The 12548-nt window shown below is 41.8% G+C and carries 11 protein-coding genes; 10 read left to right on the plus strand and 1 reads right to left on the minus strand.

The features are described 5' to 3' along the window. The first annotated feature begins 186 nt into the window (after nucleotides 1-186). The 7 genes from HT719_RS07910 (at nucleotide 187) to HT719_RS07940 (ending at nucleotide 8773) form a co-directional block, all read left to right on the plus strand. Nucleotides 187-1848 carry a ribonuclease J gene (locus HT719_RS07910; protein WP_023939006.1) on the plus strand — a complete coding sequence of 554 codons (1662 nt, stop codon included), beginning with the start codon at nucleotides 187-189 and terminating at the stop codon, nucleotides 1846-1848. A gap of 68 nt (nucleotides 1849-1916) precedes the next feature. Continuing rightward, nucleotides 1917-2696: an alpha/beta hydrolase family protein gene (locus HT719_RS07915; RefSeq protein ID WP_172928798.1), complete on the plus strand. Its 780-nt coding sequence runs from the start codon at nucleotides 1917-1919 to the stop codon at nucleotides 2694-2696. Nucleotides 2697-2826: 130 nt separating this feature from the next. Next, entirely contained in the window at nucleotides 2827-4047 is a 1221-nt protein-coding gene (locus tag HT719_RS07920; protein ID WP_172928800.1) for an aminoacyltransferase, read from the plus strand. Between the two features lie 4 nt (nucleotides 4048-4051). Continuing rightward, the gene (gene murN / locus HT719_RS07925; protein ID WP_023940927.1) at nucleotides 4052-5284 is read left to right on the plus strand and encodes a peptidoglycan bridge formation alanyltransferase MurN; all 1233 of its coding nucleotides are present in this window, start codon (nucleotides 4052-4054) and stop codon (nucleotides 5282-5284) included. Nucleotides 5285-5362: 78 nt separating this feature from the next. Next, the gene (locus tag HT719_RS07930) at nucleotides 5363-6064 is read left to right on the plus strand and encodes a M57 family metalloprotease (protein ID WP_172928802.1); all 702 of its coding nucleotides are present in this window, start codon (nucleotides 5363-5365) and stop codon (nucleotides 6062-6064) included. A gap of 38 nt (nucleotides 6065-6102) precedes the next feature. Next, nucleotides 6103-7950 carry an excinuclease ABC subunit UvrC gene (gene uvrC / locus HT719_RS07935; protein WP_172928804.1) on the plus strand — a complete coding sequence of 616 codons (1848 nt, stop codon included), beginning with the start codon at nucleotides 6103-6105 and terminating at the stop codon, nucleotides 7948-7950. After that, nucleotides 7940-8773, plus strand: coding sequence for a metallophosphoesterase family protein (locus HT719_RS07940; RefSeq protein ID WP_172928806.1), 834 nt, complete (start codon nucleotides 7940-7942; stop codon nucleotides 8771-8773). Before uvrC ends, HT719_RS07940 begins: the two co-directional genes overlap by 11 nt. 65 nt (nucleotides 8774-8838) lie before the next feature. On the opposite strand, the gene HT719_RS07945 is transcribed toward HT719_RS07940, so the two are convergent. Beyond that, nucleotides 8839-9639: an amino acid ABC transporter substrate-binding protein gene (locus HT719_RS07945; protein WP_166731615.1), complete on the minus strand. Its 801-nt coding sequence runs from the start codon at nucleotides 9637-9639 to the stop codon at nucleotides 8839-8841. Between the two features lie 170 nt (nucleotides 9640-9809). On the opposite strand from HT719_RS07945, the gene HT719_RS07950 reads away from it, so the two are divergent. The 3 genes from HT719_RS07950 to HT719_RS07960 are packed head-to-tail and all read left to right on the plus strand — an operon-like array spanning nucleotide 9810 to nucleotide 12460. Continuing rightward, complete coding sequence (locus HT719_RS07950; RefSeq protein ID WP_050223148.1) at nucleotides 9810-10415, plus strand: nitroreductase family protein; 606 nt, start codon at nucleotides 9810-9812, stop codon at nucleotides 10413-10415. A 12-nt stretch (nucleotides 10416-10427) separates the two neighbouring features. Then, the gene (gene pepV, locus HT719_RS07955; RefSeq protein WP_050146792.1) at nucleotides 10428-11828 is read left to right on the plus strand and encodes a dipeptidase PepV; all 1401 of its coding nucleotides are present in this window, start codon (nucleotides 10428-10430) and stop codon (nucleotides 11826-11828) included. 53 nt (nucleotides 11829-11881) lie between these two features. Further along, nucleotides 11882-12460, plus strand: coding sequence for a uracil-DNA glycosylase family protein (locus tag HT719_RS07960; RefSeq protein ID WP_023933440.1), 579 nt, complete (start codon nucleotides 11882-11884; stop codon nucleotides 12458-12460). Nucleotides 12461-12548 lie beyond the last annotated feature (88 nt).

Consider the following 12548-nt stretch of genomic DNA (forward strand, 5'->3'; position numbering starts at 1 on the left):
CGCAGGCTGCTCAAAGCACGACTTTGAGGTTGTAGATGAAACTGACGAAGTCAGTAACCATACATACGGTAAGGCGAAGCTGACGTGGTTTGAAGAGATTTTCGAAGAGTATAAAAGTAATAGTGCTTTTAGAATAAGAGGGCAAGCGACCCTATAATCAAGATAAACGAAGCTTTCGGAGGAAAAATGAGTAATATCAGTTTAACAACACTTGGTGGTGTACGTGAAAACGGGAAAAATATGTATATGGCTGAAATCGATGGATCTATTTTCGTTTTGGATGCAGGTCTGAAATATCCTGAAAATGAACAACTAGGGGTGGATGTGGTCATTCCAAATATGGACTACCTTTTTGAAAACAGTGACCGTATCGCTGGCGTCTTCTTGACCCACGGACATGCGGATGCTATTGGTGCTCTGCCTTATCTATTGGCTGAAGCCAAGGTACCTGTATTTGGCTCTGAGTTGACCATTGAGTTGGCCAAACTCTTTGTCAAAGGAAATGACACAGTTAAGAAATTCAATGATTTCCATGTTATCGATGAAGATACGGAGATTGATTTTGGAGGGACTGTGGTGTCCTTCTTCCGTACGACCCACTCTATCCCAGAAAGTCTGGGTGTTGTCTTGAAGACAGCTGAAGGTAGCATCGTTTACACAGGTGACTTCAAATTTGACCAGACAGCTAGTGAATCTTATGCGACAGACTTTGCTCGTTTGGCGGAAATCGGTCGTGACGGAGTTCTAGCTCTGCTCAGTGATTCAGCCAATGCGGACAGCAATATCCAAGTGGCTAGCGAAAGTGAAGTTGGGGATGAAATCACTCAAACCATTTCTGATTGGGAGGGACGTATCATCGTTGCAGCGGTAGCTAGCAACCTCTCTCGTATCCAGCAGGTGTTTGACGCTGCGGATGCAACAGGCCGCCGTGTGGTCTTGACAGGATTCGATATTGAAAATATCGTCCGTACTGCTATTCGCCTTAAGAAATTGTCTCTAGCTAACGAGAGTCTTTTGATTAAGCCAAAAGATATGTCTCGCTTTGAAGACCATGAGTTGATTATCCTTGAGACAGGTCGTATGGGTGAGCCAATCAACGGTCTTCGCAAGATGTCAATTGGTCGTCACCGTTATGTGGAAATCAAGGACGGTGACTTGGTCTATATCGTAACGACTCCATCTATCGCCAAAGAAGCGGTCATGGCGCGTGTGGAAAACATGATTTACCAAGCTGGCGGTGTTGTCAAATTGATCACCCAAAGCTTACGTGTGTCAGGACATGGAAATGCGCGTGATTTGCAGTTGATGATCAATCTCTTGCAACCCAAGTATCTCTTCCCGATTCAAGGGGAATACCGTGAGTTGGATGCCCATGCTAAGGCTGCTATGGCAGTTGGGATGTTGCCAGAACGCATTTTCATCCCTAAAAAGGGAACCAGCATGGCTTATGAGAATGGGGACTTTGTCCCAGCTGGTGCGGTTTCGGCAGGGGATGTCTTGATTGACGGAAATGCTATCGGTGATGTTGGTAATGTAGTCCTTCGTGACCGTAAGGTCTTGTCAGAGGACGGTATTTTCATCGTCGCAATCACCGTTAACCGTCGTGAGAAGAAAATTGTGGCCAAGGCCCGTGTTCACACGCGTGGATTTGTTTATCTCAAGAAGAGTCGCGATATTCTCCGTGAAAGTTCAGAATTGATTAACAAAACGGTAGAAGACTATCTGCAAGGAGATGACTTTGACTGGGCAGATCTTAAAGGCAAGGTTCGGGATAATCTGACCAAGTATCTCTTTGATCAAACTAAGCGTCGTCCAGCTATTCTACCAGTAGTCATGGAAGCAAAATAATCATTGAAATAAGTAAAGATAAAGTCTAGTTTCGGCTTTTTCTTATCGGAAAATAGAAGGAGAAAATCATGGCAGTAATGAAAATCGAGTATTACTCACAAGTTTTGGATATGGAGTGGGGAGTGAATGTCCTCTACCCTGATGCCAATCGAGTGGAAGAACCAGAGTGTGAAGATATTTCCGTCTTGTACCTCTTGCACGGGATGTCTGGCAATCATAATAGTTGGCTCAAGCGGACCAATGTAGAACGCTTGCTTCGGGGGACTAATCTCATTGTTGTTATGCCTAATACCAGCAACGGTTGGTACACCGATACCCAATATGGTTTTGACTACTACACGGCTCTAGCAGAGGAATTGCCACAGGTTTTGAAACGCTTCTTCCCTAATATGACCAGTAAGCGTGAAAAGACCTTTATCGCTGGTCTCTCCATGGGAGGCTACGGCTGTTTCAAATTGGCTCTTGCGACAAATCGTTTTTCTCATGCAGCTAGTTTTTCAGGTGCTCTCAGCTTTCAAGATTTTTCTCCTGAGAGCCAAAATCTGGGAAGTCCAGCCTACTGGAGAGGTGTTTTTGGAGAGATTAGAGACTGGACAACTAGTCCCTATTCTCTTGAAAGTCTGGCTAAAAAATCGGATAAAAAGACCAAACTTTGGGCGTGGTGTGGCGAACAGGATTTCTTGTATGAAGCCAATAATCTAGCAGTGAAAAATCTCAAAAAATTAGGTTTTGATGTGACCTATAGCCATAGCGCTGGAACTCACGAGTGGTATTATTGGGAAAAACAATTGGAACGGTTTCTAGCAACCCTGCCAATCGATTTCAAATTAGAAGAGAGATTGAGTTAGTTTTTTATAAATGAACCACTATCTATAGTTATTCTTGGCTTCAAAACAATGATGGAAGTCTGTTTTCACTAGACTTTTCAAACGAAAGTAGTAGAATAGTAATAAGATATTGGAGGAAAGAGAGTAGGAAATGTACCGTTATCAAATTGGCATTCCCACATTAGAATATGATCAGTTTGTCAAAGAACATGAATTAGCCAATGTATTACAAAGTAGTGCTTGGGAAGAAGTGAAGTCTGATTGGCAACATGAGAAGTTTGGTGTTTACAGGGAAGAAAAATTACTGGCGACAGCTAGTATTTTGATTAGAACTCTTCCGTTAGGCTATAAAATGTTTTACATCCCAAGAGGGCCTATATTGGATTATGGGGATACAGAACTCTTGAGTTTTGTCATTCAGTCTATTAAGTCTTATGCTCGCAGTAAGAGAGCGGTTTTTGTGACTTTCGATCCAAGCATTTGTCTATCTCAACATTTGGTTAATCAAGATAAAAGAGAATTTCCTGAAAATCTGGCTATTATTGATAGTTTGCAACAAATGGGAGTAAGGTGGTCAGGAAAAACAGAGGAAATGGGAGACACCATTCAACCTCGTATTCAGGTGAAAATATACAAGGAAAATTTTGAAGAAGATAAACTTTCCAAGTCAACAAAACAGGCTATTCGAACAGCACGGAATAAGGGGGTAGAGATTCAATTTGGTGGAACTGAATTATTGGACTCTTTTTCCTTTTTGATGAAAAAAACCGAGAAGCGGAAAGAGATTCATTTGAGGAATGAAGCCTATTATAAAAAGTTGTTAGATAATTTTAAGGACAAGGCCTACATCACCTTGGCAACCTTGGATGTCTCTAAACGTTCGCAAGAATTAGAAGAACAGTTAGCGAAAAACAGAGCCTTGGAAGAGACCTTTACTGATTCGACTCGAACTTCAAAAGTAGAAGCGCAGAAGAAGGAAAAAGAACGTTTGTTAGAGGAATTGACTTTCCTGCAGGAATATATGGATGCAGGTCAAGCAAGAGTTCCCTTAGCGGCTACCTTGACTTTAGAATTCGGACAAACTTCTGTCAATCTATACGCAGGAATGGATGAAGATTTTAGACGTTATAAAGCTCCTATTTTGACTTGGTATGAGACAGCTCGATATTCCTTTGAACGTGGCATTTTATGGCAAAATTTAGGAGGCGTCGAGAATGCTTTAGATGGTGGACTCTATCGTTTTAAAGCTAATTTTAATCCAACGATCGAAGAATACTTGGGTGAATTTACAATTCCTACCCATCCTCTCTATCCTCTGTTAAGACTTGCTCTTGATTTCCGTAAAACATTAAGAAAAAAACATAGAAAGTAAGTATATGGCACTAACTACACTCACGAAAGAAGAGTTTCGTACTTATTCTGATCAGGTTTCTTCTCGTTCCTTTATGCAATCTGTTCAGATGGGGGACTTGTTAGAAAAAAGAGGGGCTCGAATTGTTTATCTTGCTTTGAAACAAGGAGGAGAGATTCAAGTTGCAGCTCTGGTTTATAGCTTGCCCATGCTGGGTGGTCTGCATATGGAGATCAATTCGGGGCCGATTTATACCCAACAAGATGCTCTTCCAGTTTTTTATGCGGAGTTAAAAGAATATGCCAAGCAAAATGGTGTATTAGAGCTGCTTGTAAAACCTTATGAAACTTATCAAACTTTTGATAGCCAAGGTAATCCAATAGATGCTGAGAAAAAAAGTGTCATTCAAGGTTTAACTGATTTAGGTTATCAATTTGATGGATTGACAAGAGGTTACCCAGGTGGAGAACCAGATTGGTTATACTATAAAGATTTAACTGAATTAACTGAAAAGAGTTTGCTTAAAAGTTTTAGCAAAAAGGGTAAACCCTTGGTGAAAAAGGCTGAAACCTTTGGCATTCGGTTGAAAAAGTTAAAACGTGAAGAACTATCGATTTTTAAGAATATAACAAAAGAAACCTCTGAACGTAGAGAATATAGTGATAAAAGTTTAGAATATTATGAGCATTTTTATGATACTTTTGGAGAACAAGCGGAGTTTCTCATAGCAAGCTTAAATTTTTCGGACTATATGAGCAAATTGCAAGGTGAACAAAGTAAACTAGAAGAAAACTTGAACAAGTTGCGACTTGATTTGAGTAAAAATCCTCATTCTGAGAAAAAACAAAATCAACTGAGAGAATATTCTAGTCAATTTGAAACATTTGAAGTTCGAAAAGCAGAAGCGCGAGACTTGATTGAAAAATATGGAGAAGAAGATATTGTTTTAGCCGGGAGTTTATTTGTTTATATGCCTCAGGAAACGACTTACCTCTTTAGTGGTTCCTACACTGAGTTTAATAAATTCTATTCCCCTGCACTGCTTCAAAAATATGTTATGTTGGAAAGCATAAAACGTGGAATACCTAAATACAACTTCCTAGGCATTCAAGGGATTTTTGATGGAAGTGATGGTGTTTTGCGTTTTAAACAGAATTTTAATGGCTATATTGTACGCAAAGCAGGTACTTTCCGTTACCATCCATCTCCTTTAAAATACAAAGCTATCCAGTTACTCAAAAAAATAGTAGGACGTTAAGATGAAAAAGTCAGTATTTAGATTTCTTTCAGCTTCTTTTAGTAAAATAATTTTTATTTGCTAGAAAGGTGGAGAGACATGCGCTGGCTTTTTCGTTTGATAGGGGCTTTCTTTTCTTTTATTTGGCGTTTGTTTTGGCGCCTGGTTTGGATAGTTGTGTTCTTATGTGCTCTTGCTTTCGGACTTCTCTGGTATCTGAACGGAGATTTTCAAGGAGCGCTAAAGCAAGCAGAGCGGTCAGTCAAGATTGGTCAACAAAGTATTGACCAATGGGAAAAAACAGGGCAACTGCCTAAGTTGAATCAGACAGATAGCCACCAGCATTCTGAAGGAAGATGGCCACAGGCTTCTGCTCGTATTTACTTGGATCCCCAGATGGATTCACACTTCCAAGAAGCTTATGTAGAAGCAATTCAGAATTGGAATCAAACTGGTGCTTTTAACTTTGAAATCGTGACTGAGTCCAGCAAGGCGGATATCTTGGCTACGGAGATGAATGACGGAGGTACTCCTGTGGCAGGAGAGGCAGAAAGTCAGACCAATCTCTTAACGGGGCAATTCTTGTTTGTCACAGTGCGGTTGAATCATTATTATCTGTCCAATCCAGACTTTGGCTATTCATATGAGCGCATTGTCCATACGGCAGAACATGAGTTGGGGCATGCGATTGGCTTGGATCATACAGATGAGAAGTCTGTGATGCAACCTGCAGGTTCCTTTTATGGTATTCAGGAAGAGGATGTTACAAACCTCCGAAAAATATATGAGACTAGTGAGTAGGGAACAATCTTTCCCTACTTTTTTGCTATAATGGAACTATGAACAACTTGATTAAATCAAAACTAGAGCTCTTGCCGACCAGCCCTGGTTGCTACATTCACAAGGATAAAAACGGCACCATTATCTATGTAGGAAAGGCTAAAAATCTGCGTAACCGCGTGAGGTCCTATTTCCGTGGAAGTCATGATACTAAGACAGAGGCTCTGGTGTCTGAAATTGTGGATTTTGAATTTATCGTTACGGAGTCCAATATTGAGGCACTTCTCCTAGAAATCAACCTGATCAAGGAAAACAAGCCCAAGTACAATATCATGCTCAAGGATGATAAGTCTTATCCCTTCATCAAAATCACTAATGAGCGCTATCCTCGCTTGATTATCACTCGTCAGGTCAAAAAAGATGGAGGTCTTTATTTTGGACCTTATCCAGATGTGGGAGCAGCCAATGAAATTAAGCGGTTGCTGGATCGAATTTTCCCTTTTAGAAAGTGTACCAATCCACCGTCTAAGGTCTGTTTTTACTACCATATCGGCCAGTGTATGGCCCACACCATCTGTAAGAAAGATGAGGCTTATTTCAAGTCCATGGCTCAGGAGGTTTCTGATTTTCTGAAAGGGCAGGATGATAAAATCATAGATGACCTCAAGAGTAAAATGTCAGCGGCGGCTCAGACTATGGAGTTTGAACGTGCGGCGGAATACCGTGACCTGATTCAGGCTATTGGAACGCTTCGAACCAAGCAACGGGTCATGGCTAAGGATCTCCAAAATCGCGATGTCTTTGGCTACTATGTGGATAAGGGCTGGATGTGTGTGCAAGTTTTCTTTGTTCGTCAGGGCAAGCTCATCGAGCGCGATGTCAATCTCTTCCCCTACTTCAATGATCCAGATGAGGATTTCTTGACCTATGTGGGACAATTCTATCAAGAAAAATCTCACCTAGTTCCCAATGAGGTACTGATTCCGCAGGATATTGACGAAGAAGCTGTCAAGGCTTTGGTGGATACCAAGATTCTCAAACCCCAACGTGGAGAGAAAAAACAGCTGGTCAATCTAGCCATAAAAAATGCACGTGTTAGTCTGGAGCAGAAATTTAACCTGCTAGAAAAATCAGTCGAAAAGACCCAAGGAGCTATTGAAAATCTAGGACGTTTGCTCCAAATTCCGACTCCAGTTCGCATCGAGTCCTTCGATAATTCCAACATCATGGGGACTAGTCCTGTTTCAGCTATGGTGGTCTTTGTCAACGGCAAACCAAGTAAAAAAGATTATCGTAAGTATAAAATCAAGACTGTCGTTGGACCAGACGACTATGCCAGTATGCGTGAGGTTATTCGCAGACGTTATGGTCGAGTACAACGAGAAGGTTTGACTTCTCCAGATTTGATTGTCATTGATGGGGGACAAGGTCAAGTCAATATCGCCAAGCAAGTCATCCAAGAGGAACTGGGCTTGGATATTCCCATTGCAGGTCTGCAAAAGAATGATAAGCACCAAACTCATGAATTGCTCTTTGGAGATCCGCTGGAAGTGGTGGACTTGTCTCGTAATTCTCAGGAATTTTTCCTCCTCCAACGTATCCAAGATGAGGTGCACCGCTTTGCTATCACTTTCCATCGCCAACTGCGCTCCAAAAATTCCTTTTCATCACAATTGGATGGGATTGACGGTCTGGGACCTAAACGCAAGCAAAATCTCATGAGGCACTTCAAGTCTCTGACCAAAATCAAGGAAGCAAGTGTGGATGAGATTGTCGAAGTCGGTGTGCCTAGAGTCGTTGCAGAAGCTGTGCAGAGGAAGTTGAACTCGCAGGAAACAGAAACCTTGCCTCAAGTGGCAGAAGAAAGAGTAGATTATCAAACAGAAGGAGACCATCATGAACCATAAAATCGCAATTTTATCAGATATTCATGGCAATGCGACAGCCTTAGAAGCAGTGATTGCAGATGCTAAAACCCAAGGAGTCAGTGAATATTGGATTCTGGGAGATATTTTTCTACCTGGTCCAGGTGCAAATGACTTGGTCGCCCTGCTAAAGGACCTTCCTATCACAGCCAGTGTTCGAGGCAATTGGGATGATTGTGTCCTTGAGGTCTTGGATGGGCAATACGGTTTGGAACATCCAAAAGAAATCCAGCTCATGCGATTGACCCAGTTTTTGATGGAGCGAATGGATCCTGCAACGATTGTCTGGCTACGAAGCTTGCCTTTGCTGGAAAAGAAAGAAATTGACGGATTGCGCTTTTCTATCTCTCATAATTTGCCAAATAAGAACTATGGTGGTGACTTGCTAGTTGAGAATGATACAGAGAAATTTGACCAACTCCTCGATGAGGAAACGGACGTGGCAGTCTATGGTCATGTTCACAAGCAGTTGCTTCGTTATGGCAGTCAAGGGCAACAAATCATCAATCCAGGGTCGATTGGCATGCCCTATTTTAATTGGGAGGCGTTAAAAAATCACCGTGCCCAGTATGTCGTGATAGAAGTTGAAGATGGGGAATTGGTAAATATCCTATTTCGTAAAGTCGCTTATGACTATGAAGCGGAGTTAGAACTGGCCAAGTCCAAGGGGCTTCCCTTTATCGAAATGTATGAAGAACTACGTCGTGACGATAACTATCAGGGGCACAATCTGGAATTATTAGCAAGCTTAATAGAAAAGCATGGGTATGTAGAAGATGTGAAGAATTTTTTTGATTTTTTGTAAGAGTTTCCTAAAATAACCAATGCAAATTAAAAACGATTGGCTCGTCCAATCGCTTTTAGTATATCTTATTGTAACTGAGATTGATCTGGGAGATAAGAACCACCTAGATAGGTATTGCTGAGTTTTTCGAGTGTTCCGTCTTGGTAGAGTTCTTTGAGTGCTTTATCAAATTGTTCTTTAAACTCTTTTTGGTCGCTTGAGAAAACAATATAATTGTTGGGGCTATCGACAGAAGGTAAATCAACAACTGAGAGATCTAGGTCGCGGTCCTTGATGATCTTTTGAACGGATACCTTGTCAAAGACTAGGAAATCAAATTCACCGTTAGCAAGGTCTAGGATTCGTTTACCGATATCTTCACCAGAAAAATCGATAGTAGCAGGATTGTCAGTGTGTTTCTGATTCCAGTTATTGATGAATTGAGCGTTTGAAGTTCCGGTATCCTCTTGCGTTGTTTTGCCAGCAATTTGATCAAGAGAAGTCAAAGGATTTTTCTTGTTGCTAACAAGGACGAGGGGATTGTTGGAAATCGGAATCGAGTATAGGTATTTTTCAGCACGCTCTTTTGTGTAACTCAAGTTATTGGCAGCTGCTTGATAGTGACCAGAATCAAGTCCAGGGAAGATACTTTCCCAGGCAGTTCTTTGGAATTGAATCTCGTAGTCGCTGAGTTTTTCATCCACTGCTTTTAGAACTTCGATATCGAAGCCTGTCAGATTTCCCTTGTCTTCGTAGTCAAATGGCGGCACGTCGCCAGCTGTAGCAAGGACGATTGTCTTTTGAGCGCTAGTCTCTTTGGGTGTAGCTTGATTCCCACAGGCAACCAAAAATGGTAGGATAGCTAGTAATAGGCTAAATTTTTTCATACTGTCTCCATTCAAATGTAAAGTACTTGCTAGTTTATCAGAAATGTTCCTGATAAACCAATATATATCTTTTATGTCTGTGATAGAAAAACTTAATCATGAAAAATCCCTGCAAGCTCTTTCAAATTATGGTAGAATGGAAGCAGTAGAATTAGAAAAGGAAATCGATTATGAAATTTCTTGAATTAAATAAAAAACGTCATGCGACTAAGCATTTCACTGATAAGCCAGTTGATCCAAAAGATGTGCGTACGGCTATCGAAATTGCAACCTTGGCACCAAGTGCCCACAACAGCCAGCCTTGGAAATTTGTGGTGGTACGTGAGAAAAATGCCGAACTAGCAAAATTGGCTTACGGTTCCAACTTTGAACAGGTATCATCAGCGCCTGTAACTATTGCCCTCTTTACGGATACAGACCTTGCCAAACGTGCTCGTAAGATTGCCCGAGTTGGTGGTGCTAACAATTTCTCAGAAGAACAACTTCAATACTTCATGAAAAATTTGCCAGCTGAATTTGCACGCTACAATGAACAACAAGTCAGCGACTACCTAGCCCTCAATGCAGGTTTGGTTGCTATGAACTTGGTTCTAGCTCTTACAGACCAAGGAATTGGTTCCAATATTATCCTTGGTTTTGACAAATCAAAAGTTAATGAAGTTTTGGAAATCGCAGACCGTTTCCGCCCAGAACTCTTGATCACAGTGGGTTATACAGACGAAAAATTGCAACCAAGCTACCGCTTGCCAGTAGATGAAATCATCGAGAAAAGATAGAAAGAAGAAAAAATGACAGCAATTGATTTTACAGCAGAAGTAGAAAAACGCAAAGAAGACCTCTTGGCTGACTTGTTTAGCCTTTTGGAAATCAATTCAGAACGTGATGACAGCAAGGTTGATGCTGAACATCCATTTGGGCCTGGTCCAGTAAAAGCCTTGGAGAAATTCCTTGAAATCGCAGACCGTGATGGCTACCCAACTAAGAATGTCGATAACTACGCAGGACATTTTGAGTTTGGTGATGGAGAAGAAGTTCTCGGAATCTTTGCCCACATGGATGTGGTGCCTGCTGGTAGCGGTTGGGACACAGACCCTTACACACCAACTATCAAAGATGGTCGCCTTTATGCGCGTGGTGCTTCAGATGACAAGGGACCTACAACAGCTTGCTACTATGGTTTGAAAATCATCAAAGAATTGGGCCTTCCAACTTCTAAGAAAGTTCGCTTCATCGTTGGAACAGACGAAGAATCAGGCTGGGCAGACATGGACTACTACTTTGAGCACGTAGGACTTGCCAAACCAGATTTCGGTTTCTCACCAGATGCTGAATTTCCAATCATCAATGGTGAAAAAGGAAATATCACGGAATACCTCCACTTTGCAGGAGAAAATACAGGTGCTGCCCGTCTTCACAGCTTTACAGGTGGTTTACGTGAAAACATGGTACCAGAATCAGCAACAGCAGTCGTTTCAGGTGATTTAGCTGACTTGCAAGCTAAACTAGATGCCTTTGTTGCAGAACACAAACTTAGAGGAGAACTCCAAGAAGAAGCTGGCCAATACAAGGTGACGATCATTGGTAAATCAGCCCATGGTGCTATGCCTGCTTCAGGTGTCAATGGCGCAACTTACCTTGCCCTCTTCCTCAGCCAGTTTGGCTTTGCTGGTCCAGCCAAAGACTACCTTGACATCGCAGGTAAAATTCTATTGAACGATCATGAGGGTGAAAATCTCAAGATTGCTCATGTGGATGAAAAGATGGGTGCTCTTTCTATGAATGCTGGCGTCTTCCGCTTCGATGAAACAAGTGCTGATAATACCATTGCCCTTAACATCCGCTATCCAAAAGGAACAAGTCCAGAACAAATCAAGTCAATCCTAGAAAACTTGCCAGTTGCTTCTGTCAGTCTATCAGAACATGGTCATACCCCTCACTATGTGCCAATGGAAGATCCACTTGTGCAAACCTTGTTGAATGTCTATGAAAAACAAACTGGCCTACAAGGTCATGAGCAAGTCATCGGTGGTGGAACCTTTGGTCGCTTGCTAGAACGCGGAGTTGCCTACGGTGCTATGTTCCCAGACTCGATTGATACCATGCACCAAGCCAATGAATTTATCGCCTTGGATGATCTTTTCCGAGCAGCAGCAATCTATGCCGAAGCTATTTACGAATTGATCAAATAAAACGATAGAAGTCTGAGATCTTATGCTTGGACTTCTTTTTGGAGGGAAAGTAGATGTCTCAAATCGAAAGAATCAAACAGGCTATCATGGCGGATTCGCAGAATGCCAGCTATACAGAGCGTGGCATTGAGCCTCTCTTTGCAGCGCCAAAAACTGCTCGCATCAATATCATCGGTCAGGCTCCGGGACTTAAAACTCAAGAAGCAGGCCTTTACTGGAAAGATAAAAGTGGTGATCGCTTGCGGTACTGGCTAGGTGTGGATGAAGATACCTTTTACAATTCAGGTTATTTTGCTGTTTTGCCTATGGATTTCTACTTTCCAGGACATGGCAAGTCGGGTGATCTTCCGCCGCGAGCAGGTTTTGCAGAAAAATGGCATCCGCAGCTCTTACAGGAATTGCCTGATATTCAGTTAACCCTCTTGATTGGGCAATATGCCCAAGCCTACTATTTACAGGAGAAAATCAGTGGGAAGGTAACGGAGAGGGTGAAACACTATAAAGACTATCTGCCAACCTATTTTCCACTAGTTCACCCCTCACCACGAAATCAAATCTGGATGGCCAAAAATCCTTGGTTTGAGTCAGAAGTGGTGCCAGATTTGAAAAAAAGAATTAAAACCATTTTATAGTCAATGAAAATCAAAGAGCAAACTAGGAAGCTGGCCGCAGGTTGCTCAAAGTACAGCTTTGAGGTTGTGGATAAAACTGACGAAGTCA

It is taken from the genome of Streptococcus sp. k-378, assembly GCF_013277505.1.
Taxonomy (GTDB): domain Bacteria; phylum Bacillota; class Bacilli; order Lactobacillales; family Streptococcaceae; genus Streptococcus; species Streptococcus pseudopneumoniae.